Below are 20,975 nucleotides of genomic sequence, written 5' to 3' on the forward strand. Positions count from 1 at the left end.
CCGACCGCCGACCGACCGGCCGACCGCCGACCGCCCGTCAGCCGCCCGCGAGCAGCGCGGCCAGGTCGGCGTCGGTGGGGCCGCAGTCGCGCTCCTGCGCTTCGGAGACCAGCGCGTACGTCCGGTCCAGCCAGGCCTGCACCCGGGGCTTGGAGGCCTCCAACAGGGCACTGCCGTGCGGGGATTCGAGCGCCAGGTGCAGGGTCGAACCGTGGCAGGGGCAGTACGCCGGCCACAGCTTGACGTCGCCCTGGCCGCTCAACGAGCGCAGGCCGTCGCGCAGCAGCTCGCGCGAGAACACCCAGTCGGCCTCGTCCGGCCGCCCCAGGTGGAACGTCAGCAGCACCTCGTACGGCCGGACGGCGTCGAACCGGAACCGGGTGCGCACCTCGCCGACGACCTCCTCACCCAGCGAGATCCGCAGGGTCAGCACCTCCTCCACCGCCGCCGGAGCGGCGGTGGAGCCGTCCCCATCGCCGCCCGTGGGGGTGGCGGCGAGGGGTGCACTGGAGGCTGCGGACAGCGGGTCGGGCGGCATGACGGTCTCTCCGGGACGGCGTGGGATGCACTCAGCCTGCGCCACCCCGGGCCGGGCGGCAAGGGTTGCAAGGGGGTTGCAATAACCCCCGTCCGGGGCAACCGGCCCTTACGGCGCTTGTCGGACGGAGCGTCAACTTCCGTACATCGAACGGATGTCCACGAAATGGATGGAAGCCGTCCACGGTGTGACCGCCCGCTGGTACGCTCTCCCCCTCCCCGACGCGGGCCCGCGGCGGAAACGGCCCCCCGCGGCGGCCGGAGCCGGGCCCGGCGGTCGCGCGTGGGAGAATACGGCGACGCGACGGCGACTTCGGGGAGGGAGGGGTCCGGTGGCTGTGCGCGAGGACACCACGCAGGACGTGCGGCACGAGCCCGAGCGGCACGGCCGGAACGGCCGGCACGGTCGACCGCGTCCGTTCGGCGGCCGGCTCCGCCTGCCCACCCTGCGCTTCTCCGGCGCCGCGATGGCGATGTCCACCGTCGTCGGCATCAGCATCGCCACCACCCTCCTGCTCAACGAGCAGCAGGGGATCGGCCGTCGGGCCGGCGTGGCCCGGGTCGGCTCCACCCCGCCGCCCACCCCGGGGGCCACCGACCAGGCCGAGGCGGTCTCCGCGTCGACGCCCACGGCCGGCCCGGCCTCCGGCGGGCCGTCCGCCGCCCGGCAGCCGGCGCACCCGCCCACGCGCCCCTCGGCCCACCCCTCGGGAGCGGCACCCGCCCTGGCCACCCCCACCGAGCGCTCGGCGCACCCGGGCGACCCGACCGGTGGCCGGACCGCCGCCGGGCAGGACGCGCAGCCTTCCGGCACCCAGCTCGCGGGCAGCGAGCCGAGCGGCCAGCCCGGCGCACCGGCGCCGGCCGGGCCCTCGCCCGTCGCCCCGACCCCGCCCACCGAGCAGCCCGTCGGCGGGCCCACCGACGACCGGCCGCCGAACCGGCCCGGCCTCAAGCCCACCGGACCGACCCACCCCGTGCCGCCCACCGCGACCGACCCGGGCGGCGACACCGGCACGGCGACGGGTGCCCCCGGCCCCACCGCGCCCGACCCGACCGCACCCGCTCCCACGGCGCCCGTTCCCGTCGTGCCCGACCCGGTCGACCCGGACCCGAGCGCCGACCACGCCCTGTCCGGCGTCGCCCTGGTCGCCCCGCTCGGCCGCGACGGCCTGCGGCACGAGCTGGGGCTCACCGTGACCGAGTCGGTCACCGCCCTGCAGGCCGAGTTCCGGCTCGTCCCCGGCGACTCGGCCGCCGGCCCCGGCACCGCCTGGACCGACCTGCCCGGAGCCGTGGTCACCGTCCAGCAGGAGCGCGGCACCCTGGTGTACCGCTTCACCACGCCGCCCGGCACCGACGTCCGACCGGGCCACTACACCTTCGGGGTGCGCGGCGCCCGTCCGGCCGCGGCCGACCCGTCGGCGGTCCGCAAGTCGGCCCCGACGGAGAGCTGGAGTGCCTCCGCCTTCGCCCTCGGCCACCCGCGCGCGGTCGCCACGCTCGGCACCTTCGGCCCCGCCCTTCCCCTGCCCGCCGCACCTCGGCCTCCGGGCACTCCGGCCGGTCCGCAGGCCCCCGCGCCCCGCTGACGCCCCGCCGCCGGCCCGGTCCGGCCGGTCGCCGCGGCCGCCCGGCCGACGGCCCGTTGTTACAACGTTCCAACAGTCCGACGATCCGACAGCTGACCTGCCCGGACGGGCGCATCCCCGCACCCTCGTTCGTTACTGTGGGCACCACCCGGCCGGGCGCCCCCAACGGCCCCCGCCCGGGGCCGTCGTTCCGCACCCGAGGAGGAGTCCGTGCCCACCGTCCTGACCCAAGGCGGCAACGCACCGCTGACCGCCGCGCGAGTGACCGTCGAGGTCACCGCGCCCAAGGCGCTGGACGTCTCCGGCCTGCTGCTGACCGACGCCGGGAAGGTGCGCTCGGACGACGACTTCGTCTTCTTCAACGCCCCGAACGGCCCCGGTGTCAGCCACCGCCCGGCCGCCGCCGGGACCCCCGACGCGATCACCGTCGACACCCGGGCCGTCCCGGCCGGCATCACCAAGATCGTGGTCACCGCCAGCCCCGCCGACCAGGTCTCCACCTTCGCCGGGACGGAGCCCACCGCCACCGTCCGGGACGCCGACAGCGGCGAGGTCCTGGCCACCTTCACCCCGCCCCCGCTCGGCGTGGAGACCGCGCTGATCGTGGTCGAGGTCTACCTCCGCAACGGCGCCTGGAAGGTCCGCGCCGTCGGCCAGGGCTACGCCAACGGCCTCGCGGGCATCGCCACCGACTTCGGCGTCAGCGTCGAGGACACCCCGGCCCCGGCCGCCGGGGCCGCCCCGGCCCCCGCGGCCCCCGCCCCGAGCACCCCGCAGGCTGCGGCCCCGACCGTCCAGCTCCCCACCCCGCCGACGGCCCCGCCCGCTCCCCCGGCGGCGCCCGCAACACCGCCCGCCGCCGCGGTCGACCCGCGGATCGCCATCGCCACCGGCTCCCACGCGCTGCCCCCGCTCCCGCCGGCGCCGCCCGCCGCACCCCCGGCCCCCGCCCCGGCCGCGCCGGCGAAGATCACCCTGGACAAGGGCCGGGTCAGCCTGGTCAAGGGCAGCTCCGTCTCCCTGATCAAGAACGGCCGCCCCTTCCTCTCCTCCGTCCGGATGGCCCTCGGCTGGGAGCCCGCCGGCCGCGGCCGCAGCGTCGACCTGGACGCCTCCTGCCTCGCCTTCGACGCCCGCCACAAGCGGCTGGAGACGGCCTGGTTCATGAAGCTGAACATCTTCGACGGCGCCATCGCCCACTCCGGCGACAACCTCACCGGCGGCGGCGACGGTGACGACGAGATGATCACCGTGCACCTGGAGGGCCTGCCGGCCGAGGTCCACGGGCTGGTCTTCGTCGTCAACTCCTTCTCCGGCCAGAAGTTCACGGACGTGAAGAACGCCTACTGCCGCCTGCTGGACGCGGGCACCAACGAGGAACTGGTCCGCTTCGACCTCACCCACTCCGAGCCCCGCACCGGCGTGGTGATGTGCAAGCTGGTCCGCCGTCCGGGCGGCGAGTGGGAGATGACCGCGCTCGGCGAGTACGTCGACGGCAAGACCGCCCGGGCGATGATCGAGCCCGCCGCCGCGCTGCTCTAGTCATGCCCGCGCCCGCGAATTCACCCTCCTGAGGCATCAAGTCGTCCACGCACCGGCTCGATTGACTCTCAGGGGGGTGAATCGCACTCTCCCCCGCACTCGCTGAGGAGAGACCGTGCCCCGCTTCCCGTCCCGCCTCGCCGTCGCCGGCACCGCCGTCGTCCTCGCCGCCGGACTGACCACGCCCACCGCCGTCCAGGCCGCCGCCAAGCCGTCCGCCCGCGCCCGGGCCCTGAGCTGGGTGGCGATGGGCGACTCGTACACCGCCGGCGTCATCGAGGCCACCGGCGCCGAGACCGAGCCGATCGACGGCTGCGCCCGCACCGTCGGGTCCTACCCCGAGATCGCCCGTCGCGACCTCGGCTCCCTGGTCGACCAGCACAACGTCAGCTGCAGCGGCGCCACCACCGAGAACGTCGACGCCACCAAGCTCTCCCCGCTCGGCCGCCCGCTCCCGCCGCTCGGCTCCGACCCGAACGCCCCCTACCCGCCCGTCCCGCCGCAGATCGACGCCGTGGGCCCGGCCACCGACCTGATCACCGTCGGCATCGGCGGCAACGACCTCGGCTTCGCCGAGATCCTCAAGAACTGCATCGAACTCGGCGCCACCCACCTCGGCCAGGGCACCCCCTGCAAGGACGCGTACGACGCGAGCCTGCCCGGCCGCCTCACCGGGCTCCGCGACGCCTACGACCGAATGCTCACCGCGCTGCACGCCAAGGCCCCGTTCGCCAAGGTCCTCACCGTCGGCTACCCGCACCTCGTCCCCGAGGACGTCAACCTCTGCACCTACGGCGACCTGCGCCAGTTCGTCACCTTCACCACCGGCGACCTCGCCTGGGCCCGCACCGCGATCGTCGAGCCGCTCAACGCGGCCATCGCCCGCACCACCGCCGCCCACGGCGACACCTTCGTCGACCTCTACCCCAGCACCGCCGGCCACAGCGTCTGCGACGCCGACCACTGGCTGGACGGCGTGCTGACCAGCATCCTCCCCCTGAAGTACGCGCTGGTGCACCCGAACGCCCGGGGTCAGGCCAACGCCGCCGTCGTCGTCGAGAACGCCGTCCTCGGCGGCTGACCCGCCGGCTGCCGGGCGGAGCCCCGGCATCCCGCGGAAAACCACTGGCCCGGCCCGGTGCTGTGGATCATGCTTGTCGGATGCTCATCCGCGAAGCGACCCCCGAGGACTGGCCCGAGATCTACGAGTCGCTGGGCTTCGAGATCGTCGGCACCGTCCCCGAGGCCTTCCGCCACCCGGTCGACGGCTACGTCGGCCTGCACGTCATGTACCGCGCCCTGTAAGGGACTTGGCTCCGGCTCGATCCCGCCGCCGCTACTCCTCGATCGCCCCGCCGACCCGCCGCAGGTGCTGCCGGAAGCTGTACGACGGGTCGGCGGCGCGGCGCTCCAGGTAGTCGTCGAAGGCGGTCTGCCGACGCAGCGTGTCCCCGGAGGCGATCCGCTCGGCCTGCGCGCGCTCGATCCGGGCGATCACGCCCGCCGCCTCCAGCACCTCCTCGACCCGGTCGGCCGGAACGAACAGCACCCCGTCCGGGTCGGCGAACACCACGTCCCCGGCGGTCACCGCGTGCGGCCCGACCCGCGCCGAGAGCAGCGCCTCCGGCTCCCGCTCGTCCAGCCGCATCGGCCCGAGCGGCAGGGCGCCGTAACTGAACACTGGCAGCCCGATGTCCAGCAGCTCGGGCGTGTCCCGGTGCAGCCCCCACACCACGATCCCGGCCACCCCGGCGGCCCGCGCCTCCAGCACCGCGAGGTCCCCGATGCAGGCCTCGTCGGTCCGCCCGCCGTTGTCGATCACCAGGACGTCCCCCTCCCGGGCGGTCCCGTACGCCTCCAGGAAGACGTCCACGCTCCCGTAGTGCCGCACCGGCAGCACCCGCCCCGCCGCCCGGCTCCCCCCGGCCACCCCGCGAACCCCCACTGGCGCCGCCCGCAACCCCACCCCGAGCCGCACACACGCATCCGCCACCAACGGCGTCGACAGCCCCGCGAACTCCTTCAGCATCCCCAACTCCTCCCACCAAAAGCCCAGTTCACCAGCACCGGATCCTATGCCCGGCCTCAAACTCACACCATCGAGTGAAGGTCCGCCGTGTACTGCACAACGCCACCCAGCGGCGAATAGCCTGACGCCCATCCGAAGGAGGGGCATCATGAGTGCTGTGGCGCATAAGCATCCGATCACGGGCTCCCCATCGCAGGCCGACATCCTGCTGGAGAGCTTCCTGAGCCTGCACTCCCCCGAAGGCTTCCGAGCCGAGCTCATCGAGGGAGAGATCATCGTGGCACCACCGCCGGACGGCGATCACGAGGACTACATCGACCTTCTCATCGATCAGGTGAAAGCCAAGTCCAAGGTCCACATGCAAGTGTCCGGCGGCAAGGGTCTCCGGCTGGTCAGCGGCGGGCTGTGCCCGAAGAACCACGTCATTCCGGATGCGACGATCGCGCCTCGGGAGCTTCGCCTCTTCCGCGGCGCCCCGCCGTGGATGGAACCGGACGGCGTCGCCATGGTCGCCGAGGTAACGTCGAGCAGGCCCGACCAGGACCGCATCACCGAGCGGCACTGTTACGCCCGCGCCGGCATCCCGCTCTATCTCCTGATCGACCGCGAGAAGTCCCAGGTCAGCCTCTTCAGCGCCCCTCACCGCGAGGAGTACACCGAGGTCCACCTCGCCGCGTTCGGCGAACCGCTCACGATCCCCGCCCCCTTCGAGTTCGACCTGGACACCAAGGACTTCCTCTAGAACCACGGACTCCGGAAACCACGAAAACGGCCCGCACCCCCCGTCAGGGGTGCGGGCCGTCCGTTCGGTGGCGCCGGGGTCAGCTGCGGGTGGCCATGGCGCGCAGGAAGAAGGTCAGGTTGGCCGGGCGCTCGGCGAGGCGGCGCATGAAGTAGCCGTACCACTCCTGGCCGTACGGGAGGTACACGCGCATCGTGTTGCCCTCGCCGGCGAGGCGCAGCTGCTCCTCGGGGCGGATGCCGTAGAGCATCTGGTACTCGAAGGAGTCCCGGGTGCGGTGGTTCCACTCGGCCAGCTGACCGGCGATCTTGATCATGTTGGGGTCGTGCGAGGCGATCATCGGGTAGCCCTCGCCGGCCATCAGGATCTTCAGCGCACGGACGTACGCGAGGTCGACCTCGTGCTTGCCCTGGAAGGCGACCGCCTCGGGCTCCTTGTAGGCGCCCTTGCACAGGCGCACGCGCGAGCCGGGGCCGGAGAACTCGCGGCAGTCGGCCTCGGTGCGGCGCAGGTAGGCCTGGAGCACGACGCCCAGCCAGGGGAAGTCCGCCCGCAGCTCGCGCGCGATGCCGAGGGTGGAGTCGGTGGTGGTGTGGTCCTCCATGTCGAGGGTCACCGTGGTGCCCGCGTCGGCGGCGGCCTCGCAGATGCGGCGGGCGTTCTCCAGCGCGATCTTCTCGCCGTCCACCGGGAGGAACTGGCCGACGGCCGACAGCTTGACCGACACCTCGGCACCGGCCGCCAGGCCGGTCTCCTTGAGGGCCTTGAGCAGGTGCTCGTACGCCTCGGCGGTGCCGGCGGCCTGGGCGGCGTCCTGGGTGTCCTCGCCGAGGTGGTCCAGGGTGACCTTGCGGCCGGTGGCGACCAGGTCGTCGCAGGCGGTGACCGCGTCGTCGAGGGCCTCGCCCGCGACGAAGCGCTCGACTATCGCGTGGGTCGGGGGGAACTTCTCGACCACGGTGCGGACCTGCGGGGACCGGGAGGCCGCGAGAAGGGCGGAACGGAGCATCGTGACTCCTGGAGCTGGTGTTTCCAAGGGTGGCAGAAGGGCCGGGGCGGCGGTTCGGGTGGGTGGGGCCGCCGCCCCGGCGGGGCGACGCCCGGCTGCGGGGCCGGGCGTCGCGGGTGACCGGTGGCTACTGGACGAACCGTGTGGTCGGCACGGGGCGTGTCAGCCCATGTGCGGGTAGCGGTAGTCCGTCGGCGGGACGAAGGTCTCCTTGACCGAACGGGTCGAGGTCCAGCGCGCCAGGTTCTGCTTGGCGCCGGCCTTGTCGTTGGTGCCGGAGGCACGCCCGCCACCGAAGGGCTGCTGGCCGACGACGGCGCCGGTCGGCTTGTCGTTGATGTAGAAGTTGCCGGCCGCGAAGCGCAGCTTGTGCATCGCGTCCTGGGCCGCCGCGCGGTCCTGGGAGATGATCGAGCCGGTCAGGCCGTACAGGGACACCGACTCCATCTGGGCCAGCATCTCGTCGTACTTCTCGTCCTCGTAGACGTACACGGCCAGGATCGGGCCGAAGTACTCGTCCTTGAAGTACTCGCTCGCCGGGTCCTGGCAGACCAGGACGGTCGGGCGGACGAAGTAGCCGACCGAGTCGTCGTAGGTGCCGCCGGCGAGGACCTCCACGGAGGAGTCCGCCTGGGCGCGGTCGATCGCCGCCTTGTTCTTGGCGAACGCGCGGTCGTCGATGACGGCCGACATGAAGTTGGACAGGTCGGTGACGTCGCCCATGGTGAGGCCCTCGACCTCGGCCGCGAACTCGTCCTTCAGCCCGGCCCACAGCGAGGCGGGGACGTAGGCGCGGGAGAGTGCGGAGCACTTCTGGCCCTGGAACTCGAAGGCGCCGCGGGTCATCGCGGTCTTCAGGACCTTCGGGTCGGCCGACGGGTGGGCGACCAGGAAGTCCTTGCCACCGGTCTCGCCGACGATCCGCGGGTAGGTGCGGTACTGCGAGATGTTGGTGCCGACCTCGCGCCACAGGTGCTGGAAGGTGGCGGTGGAGCCGGTGAAGTGGATGCCGGCCAGCGCCGGGTGCTTCAGCGCGACGTCGGAGACGGCCAGGCCGTCGCCGGTCACCATGTTGATGACGCCCTTGGGCAGGCCGGCCTCCTCCAGCAGCTGCATCAGCAGGTGCGCGGAGTACTGCTGGGTCGGGGACGGCTTCCACAGCACCACGTTGCCCATCAGCGCGGGCGCGGTCGGCAGGTTGCCGGCGATCGCGGTGAAGTTGAACGGGGTGATCGCGTAGACGAAGCCCTCCAGCGGGCGGTGGTCGCTGCGGTTCCACACGCCGTCCGAGGAGATCGGCTGCTCGGCCATGATCTGGCGGGCGAAGTGCACGTTGAAGCGCAGGAAGTCGACCAGCTCGCAGGGGGTGTCGATCTCGGCCTGCTGCGCGGTCTTGGACTGGCCCAGCATGGTGGCGGCGGCCAGGGTCTCGCGCCAGGGGCCGGCCAGCAGGTCGGCGGCCTTGAGGAAGATCGCGGCGCGGGAGTCGAAGGAGAGCGCCTGCCAGGCCGGGGCAGCGGCCAGAGCAGTGTCGATGGCGTCCTGCGCGTCGGCCTGGGTGGCGTTGCGCAGGGTGCCGAGCCGAGCCGCGTGGTTGTGCGGCTGGACGACGTGGATCTCGGTGCCGCCGCCCATCCGGCGCTCACCGTTGATCGTCATGGTCAGCTGGACCGGCTCCTGGCCGCCCAGCTCCTTCAGCTTGGCCTCCAGACGGGCCCGTTCGGGGCTCCCGGGGGCGTAGCTGTGGACCGGCTCGTTCACCGGCGCGGGGACCTGGGTCACAGCGTCCATAGAGCGCACGCTCTCCTTCGTTCAATGCGGGGGGATTGCCGGCGCGGGTCGCACGCCGGCCACAGCACGAACGCTATTCCTGGCCACCGACCCACTTGATTGGCCGGGCGGCTAAATTCCCCCGTACGGCGTTGTCCGGCCCGACGAAGGGGGTCACGCCGCGGTCACGATCGGCCCCACCCCCGCGGCGGCCGACCCGCCCCGTCGCGGCGCCCGACCCGCCCCCGCACCGCGCCCGACCCGCTCCCGCACCGCACCGGGCCGGCTCCCGTCACCGCGCCCGACCGTCAGGCCGCGCGCTTGTCCCGCCCGTGACGGCCCGTCGCACCCGCACCCGTGCCGTCCAGGGTGACCGGGGCCATCCGGCGGTCCCAGTCGATCCGGTAGCCGTGCACCGGCCGGAGCATCTTCTCGGGGCTCATGAAGGTCCGCATCGCGATCGGCGCGACCAGCCGGAACATCATCCGCCCGACCGGCCCGGAGGACTTCTGGCTGTTGGTGCGGGCCGCGTCGGCGGCGATCTTCTCGACCCGGGGCCGGCGCAGCGCCTCGTACGCGGCGAAGGCGGCGGTGTGGTCGGGCAGGTCGCGCAGGCAGCGGGCGAGTTCGACGGCGCTCTCGACGGCCAGCGAGACGCCCTGGCCCGAGCTGTTGGACGGGGCGTGCACCGAGTCCCCGACGAGGACCATCCGGCCGCGGTACCAGCGCGGCACGGACGGCATGATCTCCAGCCGGGGGAACACGTCCATGGTCTCCACGTCCGCCATCCGCAGCACCTCGCGGGCGGGCACGTCGTCGGAGTGCAGATCGCGGCAGCGGCGCAGCCACTCCGCCATGCCGACGGCCCGGGCCTCCTCGGGGGCCAGCGGTTCGGGCTGCGGGATGTTGCTGAACCAGGCGGTGCCGCTGCCGTCGGCCAGGCCCCAGTAGCCGAAGAAGGCGCGGGCGCCGTTGGCGAAGTGGACGGACTCACCGCGTCCGGCCCGGCCGGGCAGCCGGTGGGAGCTGTAGCCGCCGACGCCGAGCAGTCCGGTGTACTGCGCGGCGGGCGCGGCCGGGTCGATCAGGGTGCGGACGGTGGAGCGGGTGCCGTCGGTGCCGATCAGCAGGTCGCCGGTGGCGGTGCTGCCGTCGGCGAACCGGGCGGTGACCCCGTCGGCGCCCTCCTCGGCGCCGACCAGCCGCTTGCCCCAGTGCACCTCGACGCCGGTCTCCTGCAGCCGCCGCTGCAACACCTCGTAGAGCTCGGCGCGGCGCATCAGCCGCCCGCGCGGCAGGTCGGCGAGGCCGGAGAACTCGGCCAGCACGCCGCCCTTGCCGTCCTCGATCACCATCGGCCCGACGGGTTGCCCGATCCGGCCGACCTCCTCCTCCAGGCCGACGAGGGCCAGGGCGCCGAGCCCGTTGGGGGCGATCATGAAGGTGCCGCCGACGCCCTCGGCGGAGCTGCCGTACGCCTCGAAGACGACCGGCTCGATGCCGGCCTTGCGCAGTGCCAGCGCCATCACCGGTCCGGCGATGCCGCCGCCGATGACCAGCGCCTTCCGGGCGGTCCCTGTGTTGCCGGTGGTGCTGGTGGTGCCAGTGGTGCCGGTGGTGCTCATTCCAGGCTCCTCATGAATTCCTGCAGGGTCCGGTTGAAGTCCGGCTCCCCGATCTGTCCGATGAGGTTCTCGGTGTAGCGGCGCTCGGCCTCCAGCAACGCGAGGGCGTACTCCTCCTCGACGACGAACATCGGGTGGACGTCCATCTCGACGGCCTTGCGCAGCTGGGCGCGCGAGTCGTCGATCCGCGCGTCCAGCGCCTCCAGGCGCCGGCCGAGCAGGTCGGCCGATTCCTCGGTCGGGAGCACCACGAGCAGGCAGAGGGCGACCCCGAAGGCCGGGTACTCCTCCTGCGGTTCGGCGATCCATTCGCGCATCCAGTCGAGGAGCTCCGTCTGGCCCTCGGGGGTGAGGGCGTAGACGGTGCGCTCCGGCCGCTGGGTGTCGCGGACGGTCTCCTGCTCGGCGACGAACCCGGCCTTCCGCAGTTGCTCCACGACCATGTAGAGCGAGCTGCGGTTGTACTTGATGTTGCGGTCCTTGCCGTGCTCCTTGAGCCGGCGCCCCATCTCGTACGGGTGCATCGGCTCGGCTCCGAGTTCGGCCAGGACCGCGAGGGCCAGCGGGTTCGACACCTTGCGTCGCTTCGCCATGAGAACGTTCCTCATCACTTGGTCAGTACTGACTATCCATTCTCGGATAGTCAGAGTCAACTATTCAGGATCGACGAACCACGACTCTGTCCGTCCGGCTAAAATCAACCACACGGCATTGTCCGAGCGGATGAAGGAGGCCTGAGTGAGCACACCCGGCCTGCCGCTCCGTCAACTGCTGATGTCCCTCGGCGAACCCCTGGTCGAACTGCAGGCCGCCCCGCTGGGCCTGGACGTCCCGGTGCGCGACGTCGCGATCCTCGACCCGGAGGACCCGCCGACCGCCTCCCCCGGCGAACTCGTCCTCGCGATCGGCGCCCGCGGCCGCGCCGCCCTCCCCGCCCTGCGCGCGGCCGGCCGGGCCGGCGCGGCCGCCGTCGCGGTCAAGCTGGACGGCCCCGGCCAGGCCGACGCGCTGCGCGAGGCCGCCACCGACGCGGGCGTGGCCCTGCTCTCGGTGCGCCGGGAGACCCGCTGGGAGCACCTCGACTCGCTGGCCCGGGCGATCATCGCCGGCCCGGACGCGCCGGACGCGCCCGGCTCCCCCGAGCCCAACGCGGGCGACCTCTTCTCCCTCGCCCAGACCGTCGCCGTGCTCACCAACGGCATCGTCTCGATCGAGGACACCTCAAGCCGGGTGCTGGCCTACTCCCGCTCCTCCGACTCCGACGAGGTCGACGACCTGCGCCGGCTCTCCATCCTCGGCTGGCAGGGCCCGGAGCCGTACCTGTCCAAGCTCCGCGAGTGGGGCATCTTCCAGCACCTGCGCAGCTCGGACGCCCCGATCGCGGTCGAGCCGCACCCCGAGCTCGGCCTGCGCCGCCGCCTGGCCGTCGGCATCCGGGCCGGGGCGCAGCCGCTCGGCACCATCTGGGTACAGGAGGGCGCGCAGCCGCTGGCCCCGCTGGCCGAGCAGGCGCTGGTCGGCGCCGCCCGCGTCGCGGCCGCCCAGCTGGTGCGCCGCCGCCGGGAGCTGTCCGCCGACGTCCGGCTGACCCAGACGCTGCTCACCGGCCTGCTGGAGGGCTCCACCGGCCCCCAGTCGCTCGCCACCCACCTCGGCCTGGACCTGCGCCGCCCGGCCACCGTGCTGGCGTACGGCGCGCACACCACCGAGGCGCTGCACCGCTCCGACGTCACCGGCCTGATCTCGGTGCACACCGCCGCCCGGCACCGCACCGCGCTGCTCGCCCCGATCGAGTCCCGGGTGTACGTGCTGCTGCCCGAGCTGCCGCCGGGCCTGCCGATGACGACCGTGCGCGGCTGGGCCTCCGAGGTGGTGACGGCGGCCCGGGAGCACCTCGGTGTCACGCTGCGCGCGGCGATCGGCGCGACCGTCGACGGGCTGGCCCAGGTGCCCGACTCCCGCGCGCAGGCGGACCGCATCCTGGACGCGATGGGCCGCGGCGGCGTGGACCTCGACGTCGCGGCACTGATCGACGTCCAGGCGGAGGTGCTGGTCAGCGAGATGGTCGCGCTGCTGCAGGAGCGCACCGGCCTGCGCGACCCGCGGCTCACCGCGCTCACCGAGTACGACCGCCGGCACGGCACCCGGCTGGCCGAGTCGGTGCTGGCCTGGCTGGACGCGCTCGGCGAGGTCCGGGTGGCCGCGGACGCCCTGCACATCCACCCCAACACCCTGCGCTACCGGGTGCGCCGCGCCGAGCAGTTGACCGGCATCGACCTCGCCCAGCCGCAGCAGCGGCTGCTGGCGATGCTGCAACTGCGGCTGCCCGCGGACGAGTAGTCCACGGGCAGCCGACGGGGTCAGGACGGACGGTGCGTCACTCGCCGTAGCCCTGGCCGCGCTTGTGCTCGTTCAGCCGGCGCCACGGGCCGGTGATGGCCAGCTGGATGCCCGGGGTCTGGATGTTGGCGAACAGGGTCTTGCCGTCGTCCGAGAAGGTCACCCCGGTGAACTCGCTGAACTCGGGCTTCTCGGCGGTGCCGATGTTCAGCTCGTTGCGGGCGATCGGGTAGACCAGCCCGTCCTCGGTGGCGCCGAACAGGTGCGAGACGCCCTCGCCGTCCTCGCAGATCACGATGCCGCCGTACGGCGAGACGGTGATGTTGTCCGGGCCGTCGAAGTTGTCGTGGTCGCCCCAGACGTCGGTGTTGACGCCCAGCAGGACCTTCAGGGTGATCGTGCGGCGGGCCGGGTTGTAGAACCACACCTGGCCGTCGTGCTGCAGCGGGCTCTCCGAGCGGGCGAAGCTGGAGACGAAGTAGAAGCCGCCGTCACCCCACCACATGCCCTCCAGCTTGCGGGCGCGGGTGACCTCGCCGTCCTTGAACTGCTTGCGGACGGAGACGGTCCTGGCGTCGCGGTCCTGGACCTTGACCCAGTCCACGCCGTAGGTGGTGCCGACCTTGGTGGCGCGGGAGAGGTCGTCGACGAACTTGCCCTGCGCGTCGAAGACCTTGAAGGCCTCCAGCAGGCCGGCGTCGGCGGCCAGCTTGCGCAGCTGGTAGCGGCCGTGCCTGAAACCGGCCGGCGGGGTCCAGCGGAACAGCAGGCCGTTCGGGTTCGAGGCGTCCTCGGTCAGGTAGACCTGGCCGCGCTTCGGGTCCACGACGACGGCCTCGTGCGCGTAGCGGCCGAAGGCCTTCACCGGCTGCGGGTCCCGGTTGTAGTCGTCGTCGAACGGGTCGACCTCGAAGATGTAGCCGTGGTCCTTGGTGAAGCCGTTCTTGCCGGCCTTGTCCTCGGTCTCCTCGCCGGACAGCCAGGTGCCCCACGGGGTCACGCCGCCCGCGCAGTTGGTGGCGGTGCCGGCGATGCCGACCCACTGCTCGACCGAGCCGTCCCGCTTGGCGTGCACGATGGTGCAGCCGCCGGCCGCGCCCGGGTCGTAGACGTGGCCCTCGGTCAGCGGCACCGGGTGCGGCCAGTTGGCGCGGGCGCCGGAGAGCTCGTGGTTGACGACCATGAAGTTGCCGCCGTGCTCGTCCTCGAAGGCGGAGGTGCCGTCGTGGTTGCTCGGGGTGAACTCGCCGGTGCGCAGCTTGGTGACGCCGGCCCGGTTCAGGACCTTGTACGAGAAGCCCTTCGGCAGGGACAGCAGTCCGGCCGGGTCCTGCGCCAGCGGGCCGTAGCCGACGGCGGTGCCACCGGCCGCGTTGGTCCCGGCGGCCGCCGCGACCGGAGCCTCGCCGCCGGCCGGGGCGGCGATCGCGCCGGGGGCGCTGGCCAGGGCCTCGGCGCTGCCGGCGATCAGCACGCCGGCCCCGACGAGGGTGGAACGGTTGACGAAGTCCCGGCGGGACAGCGACATGGCAGCAACTCCTGAAGGATGAGCGGGCGTCGGGGCGGGATGCCGACGCCCAGCAGGCTCCGCCGCGCGGGTGAACCCGGCGTGACGCCCACCCCACATCCGGGCGGCCATTTGCGGACCGATGACCTTCGCATGACCTCCGCTTTGCCAAGGCACCGTCAGGAGCCGTCTGCCGTCACGGCACTCCCGGCCCCGGTCGGACGGCACTCCCGACCCCGGCCGTCACGGCACTCCCGACCCGGCTTCCGCAATCCCGGCCCCGGCCCGCCGGGCTCAGCGCCGCGCCGCCCGCCACTGCTCCCAGGCCGCCAGCCACAGCTGCTCGGCCAGCCGGTGCTCCTCCCACACCCCGGCCCCTCCCCCCGCGGGCCGCTCCCGCCACAGCTGCGCCCAGGCCCGCTGCGCGGGCAGGCTCGCCACCTCGCTCGCGAACACCGTGTACCGGACGACCTCCTCGGCGGCCGCCTCCCCCTCCGCCGTGCCCACCAGCCAGTGCGTCTGCCGGGACAGCCGGTTGAGGTGGTTGACCATCGAGGTCACCGCCGCCGCGGCCTCCTCCCGGGTCTCGGTGGCCAGCCGCATCTGCTGGCGCACCGCTGCCTCCCAGCGCACCGCGCAGGCGTCCCCGCGCAGCCCGCGCGGCAGCCGCGGCGTGCGCCCGGCCCGGACCTGCGCCTCGATCGCGGCGGTCTCGGCGATGCTCTGCGCGATCAGCGACCGGTGCGCCTCCAGCCCGACGACGGGCGGCAGTTCGCGCTCCTCGACCGGCACGTACCGGGCCCGCCGGGAGGCGAGGTCGCGCAGCAGGTCGGTGCGTCCGCTCAGGTACCGCTCGAAGTCGCCGATCCCGCCGAGCTCCACCCCGCCCGGGTCCACCCCGCGCCCGCAGACCGTCACGGTCAGCCCGCCGATCCGCAGCCGCCCGGCCCACACCGCCCCGGGCCCCTCGGCCGCCGCGGCCCCCGGCCGCAGCACCGGCCGGTCCTCGTGCACCTCCACGGCGCGCGGCTCGCCGTCGACCGTGATCCACGCGCGCAGCGCCCGCACCCGGCCCGGCCCGTCGCCCTCGTCGACGCCCAACTGCTCGTAGACGCGGTCCCGTTCGTCCTCGACGACGTCCTCCAGCTCGGGCAGCGGCTCGCACCGCTCGGCGCCCGGGCGGTACGTCCGCACCGTCACGTACGGGCCCGCCGCCGAACGCCAGTCGCCGCACAGCACCTCGACCCAGCGCAGCACGCCGCCGGAGGTCTCGAAGGCGGCCAGTGCCTCGCCGGTGCGGCCCGGACCGGAGGCCACGCCGTACACCGGGAAGTCGACCGCGGCGAGGGTCCGGCGGGAGAAGTCCTCCTGGTCGGCGAAGCGGCCCTCCGGGCCCGACCGGTTCGGGACCGGGGCGCGGCCCGAGGGCCCGGTGTTCCACTCCTGGGGCCTGCCGCCGCTCTCCCGCACCATCCTGTGCCGCACCCCCGACTCCTCGCGCCCGCACCGCTGACGCCACCTTACGTGCCCGCAGCTGCCGGGTCATCAGCCCGACTGCCGGACGGGGGTGGTGGCCGTGTCAGGGCACCCGGTTGTCAGCCGTCCTCCCTAACCTGGCCGCATGACAGCACAGAGCAGCACCACCGCGGGCGCCGGCACGGCACCGGACGGCTTCCCCGCCAGGATCAGCATCGTCACCCTCGGCGTCTCCGACCTCGACCGCAGCACCCGCTTCTACGAAGGCCTCGGCTGGCGGCGCTCCACCGCCTCCAGCCCGGAGATCGTCTGGTTCCGCACCGCCGACTCGGCGCTCGGTCTCTTCCCCACCGACGAGCTGGCGGCCGACGCGGGCATCCCCGCCACCGGCGAGCCGTCCTTCCGCGGCGTCACCCTCGCGGTGAACCTGGAGTCCCCCGCGCTGGTGGACGCCGCGATGAGGACGGCCGTCGAGGCCGGCGCCGTGGTGGTCAAGGCGCCGGTCCCGACGAGCTGGGGCGGCTACTCCGGCTACTTCGAGGACCCGGACGGCCACCTCTGGGAGCTGGCCCACAACCCGTTCTTCCCCTTCACCGAGGACGGCTCGCTGGACCTCCCGGAGTAGACCCCCCGGGTCCGCTCCGGGCCCCCTCAGTTCCTCGAACGGGCCTTGAAGGCCGCCTTGCGCGCCTCCTTGGCCACCGCCCGGTCCAGGTGCAGTTCCCCGATCGCCTCCAGGACGTCCGCCGTGTACGGGTGGTCGACCCGCCACAGCTCGCCGAACCAGGTCGCCGTATCGCCCTTCACCGGCAGGTCGGCGACCAGTTCGCGCAGCAGCGCGGCGTCACCGCCGCTGTCCAGCAGCTGGGCGGCGAAGGTGTCGACCACCGTCCACAGCGTCATCGCCCGGGTCGGCACCGGCACGTCCGTCGCGCCCTGCGCGGTCAGCCAGGCCCGCGCCGCACCGCCCAGCTCCGCGTCGTCCAGCACCTCCCGGACGGCCGGTTCGGCGCCCGGCCCCAGCAGGTCGAGCGCGGAGACGCAGAGCATCCGCCGCAGCGGCCCGTACGCGTCGTCGCCGCGCGCCGCCGCGAGCAGCTCGCGCGCCGCCGCCACCGGCTCCCGGCCGGCGGTCCACACCCGCAGCTCCTCCTCCGGCAGCACGTTGGCCGACTCGCACACCGCGCGCAGCAGCTCGGCCGCGTCGCCCTGGGCCAGCTCGCCGACCAGCGGCGCGTCGTAGCCGTCCTCCAGCAGCCACTGCCGGATGCCGTACTGGCCGAGCGGGGTGAGCCGGACCAGGCCGAAGCGGGCCGACTCCTCCTCGTCCAGCGGCTCCTCGCCGACGACGGCGGGCTCCTCGCCCTCCTCCTCGTCGAACAGCTCCGGGTCGATCGGGCGGTACTCCAGCAGGCCCAGCTCGGCCAGGTCGCCCAGCATCGGGTCCAGCGCGACCATCACGTCGGTGATGTCGCCCAGCAGCTCCTCGCTCGGCTCCTCGCCCTCCGGCACCACCAGCAGCGCGGCCAGCACGCCCAGCGGCACGGTCTCGTTGCCGGGGTCGGCGAAGGCGGTGGTCTCGTAGAGCACCTGCAGCGCCTCGTCCAGCAGCTCGGCGGCCTCGTCCCGGGCCTCCTCGACCTCGTTCAGGCCGTCCTCGTCCTCCTCGGCCGTCGCCTCCTCGGTGCCCTCCTCCGGCATCGAGTCCGCCTCCACCGCCAGCTCCCGGACGATCCCGGCGGCGGTCAGCCACAGCTCCAGGACGGTCTCCGGATCGCCCTGCTCGGCGGGCTCCAGGTCCGGCCCGGGGACGGCTACGTGCTCGCCCTCCGCGGTCGTGCCGAGTTCCACCAGGTCCAGGTCGCAGGCCAGCGACCAGGCGCGCAGCGCCTCGACCTCGGCCTCCTCCGGCACCTCGCCCTCGGCCGGGGCCAGGCCCAGCAGCCGCGCGGCGGGGGCGCGGTCCTCCTCGACCAGGTCGCCGAACTCGTCCACCGCCCGGTGCGGGGCCGCCCAGCGGGCCAGCGTCAGCGCGTACCCGAACATCGGGACGGCCTTCGCCTGCTCGGCCAGCTCCTCCTCGGCGGGCAGCTTGACGGGCGGCACCAGGACGGCCGCGTCGTCCAGGTCCTCGTCGTCCAGACCGTGCGCGGCGAACGCCCCGTAGAGGTCCTGCAGCTCCATGTCGGCGGGCAGGACCGCCTCGGCAGCTCCCTCTCCCCCTGTAGCCCCGGCGTTCTTCCGACGTCGTCCGGCCATCGTTTGCGCTCTCCCTCAGCCAGCGGTCAGCCCAAACAGCTCCGCGTACCGATCTACCACCTCAGCGTATAGGTGTGGCACCCCCGATGCCCGGCCGCAAGGGGCGCACGCAGGGGCGCGCGCCGCATCCACGCGCCCACCCCTTATCCTTCGCATTGGTACCGTGCACACCCCGCGCGGGCCGCCGGGCAACGAAGCCCCCTCTCTCAGCTCATCCGCTCCACCAGGGAGCCCCGCACCGCGGCCACCACCACAGCGCCTCAGGACGGGCGCGCCGGCATACCCCGCCGACCCCGGTGGTGCCCTGCCACAGGAGACCCCTCACATGGCGGACCTCTCCCCCGCCGGCTCCGGCCTGCGCACCGCGCAGCTCGACGGACGCCGACTGTCGGAGGCCCTGCTTCCCCTGGAGCTCGCGCCGCGCGCCCAGCTCCAGCTCTCCGCGATCAGCCGCTGGAACGCGATGCGCGGAGTCCGCGTCGGCCTGGTGGCCGCCGCCCTGCTGCTGATGCTGATCGGTGCCAACCTGGCGACGCCGATCTACCCGCTCCTCCAGCAGCGCCTCGGACTCGGCCCGCTCGACACCACGATCCTCTTCACGATCTACGTCTTCGCGCTGGTCCCGGTGCTGGCCGTCGTCGGCCACTGGTCCGACCACCTCGGCCGCCGGGCCCTGATCCTGCCCGCCGTCGCCCTGGCCGCCGCCGGCGACGTCGTCTTCGCCACCTCCGGCAGCTTCTGGCAGCTCGCCGCCGGCCGGGCGGTCCAGGGCATCGCCGTGGGCCTGTCCACCGGCGCCGCCGGGGCCGCCCTCGGCGACCTGCTGCCCGACCACCCGACACTGGCCGCCAAGCTCACCCTGGCCTGCTCCGCCGGCGGCGTCGCGCTCGGCCCCATCGTCGGCTCCCTGCTGGCCGACGGCGCCGACCCGCTGCTGACGCCGTTCCTGCTGCACGCCATCGCGCTCCTCGCGCTCTGCGTGCCGCTGGCGCTGGTCCACCCCCGGATGCCCGGCCGCAACCGCCCGCCGGCCTCCCCGCCCCGGATCACCACCCCGGCCCACCTGCGCCCGCAGCGCCTGCGGCTGCCGCGCACCGGCCGCCGCGAGTTCCTGCTCGCCGCCGGCGCCGGCTTCATCTCGTACGGCGTCTTCGGCGTCTACCTGGCCCTCGCCCCGGCCTTCTCGGCCAAGCTGCTGCACACGCCCTCGCACCTGACCGGCGCGATCGTCGCCGCCCTGCTGCTCGGCTCCTCGGCCGCCGCCCAGCTCGTCGTCCCGCCGACCGCCGACCGCACGGTGATCGCCCTCGGCATGACCGGCCTGGCCACCGGCCTCGGCCTGGTCGTCGCCGCCGGGTACACCGGCACCCCGGCACTGCTGTTCATCGGCAGCGTCCTCGGCGGCATCTGCCAGGGCGTGGCCTTCCGCTCCCTGTTCACCAGCGCCGTCGCGGCCATGAACCCGGAACGCCGCGGCTCCGAGCTGAGCGCCCTGTGGATCATCGTCTACCTCGGCAGCTCCGCCCCCATCATCGCCGTCGGCGCCCTCGTCCAGCAGTACGGCCTCCTGCCCGCCGTCAGCGGCTTCGCCACCGTCGCCGCCGTCCTCTGCGCCGCCCTGGCAGTGGCCGTCGCCCGCGGGTCGAAGACCGCGCGCGCCGCCTAGGAGTCGCGTCCCGCTGCGCCGCCGTACGCGGCCACCGCCACCAGGCGGCGCAGCCGGGCGGGCGCGGGCATACCGAGTTCCGCACGCAGCCGGCGCTCGTAGCACTCGACGTCCCGCAGCGCCTCGCCGGCGTTGCCCTCGGCGAGATGGGCCCGGATCAGGCAGGTCTGACTGCTCTCGCGCAGCGGGTCGGCGCGGACGGCTGCCCCGGCGGCGGCCACCGCCTCCGGGAAGCGCCCGGCCCCGACGAAGGCGCCTGCCAGAGCCTCCAGCGCGTGGATCCGCAGTCGCCGCCAGCTCTCCGCCTCCAGCAGCGTCCAATCGTCGTACCAGCCCGGCAGCAGGTCGGCGGAGAGGTCTTCGACGGCCGTCAGCCCGAGGGCGAGCCGGCCGAGCGTCGCCCTGGGCGCGAGGATCTCGCCGGCCAGCGTCCGGGCACCGCGGATGTCCACCTCGACACCGTCCGCCAGCCGCAGCTCCGCCGGACCGACCTCCAGCACCCGCCGGCCCGCCGCAGGCAGCCGGGTGAGGGCCGAGCGAAGGCTGGCGTACGCGCAGCGCTCGGCGGTGTCCGGCCACAGGGCGCCGGCGACCAGGGCCCGGGGAACGGCCCCGCGGCAGCAGAGCGCCGTGTACGCGAGCAGCCGCTGCGCCCCGGTGGAGACGGTCACCGTGGTGCCGCCGACCGAGAGGTCGAAGCCTCCGAGCACCGTGAGACACACCTGCCCGCCGTCCACCGCCCGCTCCCGGCCGGGGCCGAGCTGCCCTGTGCCGTCGTCGCACCGATCGCCGCAAGCCATCGGACCACCGTTCCTTCGCGCACGGAGGGCCCCGGCCGGGGCCCTCTCATCCATGCTGCGACACGTCCTGGGCGCTGTCGC

Annotated in this window: 17 protein-coding genes and 1 pseudogene; 8 read left to right on the plus strand and 10 right to left on the minus strand. The window is 73.9% G+C overall.

What is annotated here, in order from left to right:
- Positions 1–37: 37 nt before the first annotated feature.
- Positions 38–538, minus strand: a complete 501-nt coding sequence (locus ACIGG8_RS10320; RefSeq protein ID WP_350521351.1) for an SsgA family sporulation/cell division regulator — start codon at positions 536–538, stop codon at positions 38–40.
- Between the two features lie 331 nt (positions 539–869).
- Here ACIGG8_RS10320 and ACIGG8_RS10325 point away from each other — a divergent pair, with 331 nt between their 5' ends.
- The 4 genes and pseudogenes from ACIGG8_RS10325 to ACIGG8_RS10340 form a co-directional block, all read left to right on the plus strand.
- The gene (locus ACIGG8_RS10325; protein WP_396546912.1) at positions 870–2,129 is read left to right on the plus strand and encodes a hypothetical protein; all 1,260 of its coding nucleotides are present in this window, start codon (positions 870–872) and stop codon (positions 2,127–2,129) included.
- A gap of 222 nt (positions 2,130–2,351) precedes the next feature.
- Entirely contained in the window at positions 2,352–3,671 is a 1,320-nt protein-coding gene (locus ACIGG8_RS10330; RefSeq protein WP_396547022.1) for a TerD family protein, read from the plus strand.
- A gap of 115 nt (positions 3,672–3,786) precedes the next feature.
- Positions 3,787–4,752, plus strand: a complete 966-nt coding sequence (locus ACIGG8_RS10335; RefSeq protein ID WP_396546914.1) for an SGNH/GDSL hydrolase family protein — start codon at positions 3,787–3,789, stop codon at positions 4,750–4,752.
- A 116-nt stretch (positions 4,753–4,868) separates the two neighbouring features.
- A pseudogene (locus tag ACIGG8_RS10340) lies at positions 4,869–4,976 on the plus strand (GNAT family N-acetyltransferase); the annotation flags it as partial.
- Positions 4,977–5,007: 31 nt separating this feature from the next.
- Here ACIGG8_RS10340 and ACIGG8_RS10345 read toward each other — a convergent pair.
- Positions 5,008–5,700, minus strand: a complete 693-nt coding sequence (locus ACIGG8_RS10345; protein WP_396546916.1) for an RraA family protein — start codon at positions 5,698–5,700, stop codon at positions 5,008–5,010.
- 148 nt (positions 5,701–5,848) lie between these two features.
- Here ACIGG8_RS10345 and ACIGG8_RS10350 point away from each other — a divergent pair, with 148 nt between their 5' ends.
- Positions 5,849–6,442 (plus strand): Uma2 family endonuclease, encoded by a 594-nt coding sequence (locus ACIGG8_RS10350; RefSeq protein WP_396546918.1) that lies wholly within the window; start codon positions 5,849–5,851, stop codon positions 6,440–6,442.
- 79 nt (positions 6,443–6,521) lie between these two features.
- Here the strand turns inward: ACIGG8_RS10350 and ACIGG8_RS10355 are convergent, their stop codons facing one another.
- From ACIGG8_RS10355 to ACIGG8_RS10370, 4 genes are all read right to left on the minus strand, one after another.
- On the minus strand, positions 6,522–7,451 hold the full coding sequence (locus ACIGG8_RS10355; protein WP_396546920.1) for a proline dehydrogenase family protein: 930 nt from the start codon (positions 7,449–7,451) through the stop codon (positions 6,522–6,524).
- A gap of 162 nt (positions 7,452–7,613) precedes the next feature.
- Entirely contained in the window at positions 7,614–9,242 is a 1,629-nt protein-coding gene (gene pruA / locus ACIGG8_RS10360; protein ID WP_396546922.1) for an L-glutamate gamma-semialdehyde dehydrogenase, read from the minus strand.
- A gap of 287 nt (positions 9,243–9,529) precedes the next feature.
- On the minus strand, positions 9,530–10,846 hold the full coding sequence (locus tag ACIGG8_RS10365) for an FAD-dependent oxidoreductase (protein ID WP_396546923.1): 1,317 nt from the start codon (positions 10,844–10,846) through the stop codon (positions 9,530–9,532).
- Positions 10,843–11,439, minus strand: coding sequence for a PadR family transcriptional regulator (locus ACIGG8_RS10370; protein ID WP_350521360.1), 597 nt, complete (start codon positions 11,437–11,439; stop codon positions 10,843–10,845). Before ACIGG8_RS10370 ends, ACIGG8_RS10365 begins: the two co-directional genes overlap by 4 nt.
- A gap of 145 nt (positions 11,440–11,584) precedes the next feature.
- Between ACIGG8_RS10370 and ACIGG8_RS10375 the strand changes: the two genes are divergently transcribed.
- On the plus strand, positions 11,585–13,186 hold the full coding sequence (locus tag ACIGG8_RS10375; RefSeq protein WP_350521361.1) for a helix-turn-helix domain-containing protein: 1,602 nt from the start codon (positions 11,585–11,587) through the stop codon (positions 13,184–13,186).
- 37 nt (positions 13,187–13,223) lie between these two features.
- Here ACIGG8_RS10375 and ACIGG8_RS10380 read toward each other — a convergent pair whose 3' ends face one another.
- A complete protein-coding gene (locus ACIGG8_RS10380; RefSeq protein WP_396546925.1) occupies positions 13,224–14,714 on the minus strand; it encodes an alkaline phosphatase PhoX in 1,491 nt (496 codons plus the stop codon).
- Between the two features lie 273 nt (positions 14,715–14,987).
- A complete protein-coding gene (locus ACIGG8_RS10385) occupies positions 14,988–16,178 on the minus strand; it encodes a hypothetical protein (protein ID WP_396546927.1) in 1,191 nt (396 codons plus the stop codon).
- 136 nt (positions 16,179–16,314) lie between these two features.
- Between ACIGG8_RS10385 and ACIGG8_RS10390 the strand changes: the two genes are divergently transcribed.
- Positions 16,315–16,794: a VOC family protein gene (locus ACIGG8_RS10390; protein ID WP_396546928.1), complete on the plus strand. Its 480-nt coding sequence runs from the start codon at positions 16,315–16,317 to the stop codon at positions 16,792–16,794.
- A 26-nt stretch (positions 16,795–16,820) separates the two neighbouring features.
- Here ACIGG8_RS10390 and ACIGG8_RS10395 read toward each other — a convergent pair whose 3' ends face one another.
- The gene (locus ACIGG8_RS10395; RefSeq protein ID WP_396546930.1) at positions 16,821–18,428 is read right to left on the minus strand and encodes a hypothetical protein; all 1,608 of its coding nucleotides are present in this window, start codon (positions 18,426–18,428) and stop codon (positions 16,821–16,823) included.
- Between the two features lie 325 nt (positions 18,429–18,753).
- On the opposite strand from ACIGG8_RS10395, the gene ACIGG8_RS10400 reads away from it, so the two are divergent.
- On the plus strand, positions 18,754–20,094 hold the full coding sequence (locus ACIGG8_RS10400; RefSeq protein WP_396546932.1) for an MFS transporter: 1,341 nt from the start codon (positions 18,754–18,756) through the stop codon (positions 20,092–20,094).
- Here ACIGG8_RS10400 and ACIGG8_RS10405 read toward each other — a convergent pair.
- Positions 20,091–20,894 carry a BTAD domain-containing putative transcriptional regulator gene (locus ACIGG8_RS10405; protein WP_396546933.1) on the minus strand — a complete coding sequence of 268 codons (804 nt, stop codon included), beginning with the start codon at positions 20,892–20,894 and terminating at the stop codon, positions 20,091–20,093. The genes ACIGG8_RS10400 and ACIGG8_RS10405 overlap by 4 nt on opposite strands.
- Between the last annotated feature and the right edge of the window lie 81 nt (positions 20,895–20,975).

Origin of the sequence: Kitasatospora sp. NPDC085464 (genome assembly GCF_044541955.1) — a bacterium.
GTDB lineage: Bacteria > Actinomycetota > Actinomycetes > Streptomycetales > Streptomycetaceae > Kitasatospora.

What these genes read in the sequence shown, in the direction of transcription:
- ACIGG8_RS10320 (WP_350521351.1), bottom strand. Translation starts at nt 538, where the DNA reads ATGCCGCCCGACCCGCTGTCCGCAGCCTCCAGTGCACCCCTCGCCGCC.
- ACIGG8_RS10345 (WP_396546916.1), bottom strand. Translation starts at nt 5,700, where the DNA reads ATGCTGAAGGAGTTCGCGGGGCTGTCGACGCCGTTGGTGGCGGATGCG.
- ACIGG8_RS10350 (WP_396546918.1), top strand. Translation starts at nt 5,849, where the DNA reads ATGAGTGCTGTGGCGCATAAGCATCCGATCACGGGCTCCCCATCGCAG.
- ACIGG8_RS10355 (WP_396546920.1), bottom strand. Translation starts at nt 7,451, where the DNA reads ATGCTCCGTTCCGCCCTTCTCGCGGCCTCCCGGTCCCCGCAGGTCCGC.
- pruA (WP_396546922.1), bottom strand. Translation starts at nt 9,242, where the DNA reads ATGGACGCTGTGACCCAGGTCCCCGCGCCGGTGAACGAGCCGGTCCAC.
- ACIGG8_RS10365 (WP_396546923.1), bottom strand. Translation starts at nt 10,846, where the DNA reads ATGAGCACCACCGGCACCACTGGCACCACCAGCACCACCGGCAACACA.
- ACIGG8_RS10370 (WP_350521360.1), bottom strand. Translation starts at nt 11,439, where the DNA reads ATGGCGAAGCGACGCAAGGTGTCGAACCCGCTGGCCCTCGCGGTCCTG.
- ACIGG8_RS10380 (WP_396546925.1), bottom strand. Translation starts at nt 14,714, where the DNA reads ATGTCGCTGTCCCGCCGGGACTTCGTCAACCGTTCCACCCTCGTCGGG.
- ACIGG8_RS10390 (WP_396546928.1), top strand. Translation starts at nt 16,315, where the DNA reads ATGACAGCACAGAGCAGCACCACCGCGGGCGCCGGCACGGCACCGGAC.
- ACIGG8_RS10395 (WP_396546930.1), bottom strand. Translation starts at nt 18,428, where the DNA reads ATGGCCGGACGACGTCGGAAGAACGCCGGGGCTACAGGGGGAGAGGGA.
- ACIGG8_RS10400 (WP_396546932.1), top strand. Translation starts at nt 18,754, where the DNA reads ATGGCGGACCTCTCCCCCGCCGGCTCCGGCCTGCGCACCGCGCAGCTC.
- ACIGG8_RS10405 (WP_396546933.1), bottom strand. Translation starts at nt 20,894, where the DNA reads ATGGCTTGCGGCGATCGGTGCGACGACGGCACAGGGCAGCTCGGCCCC.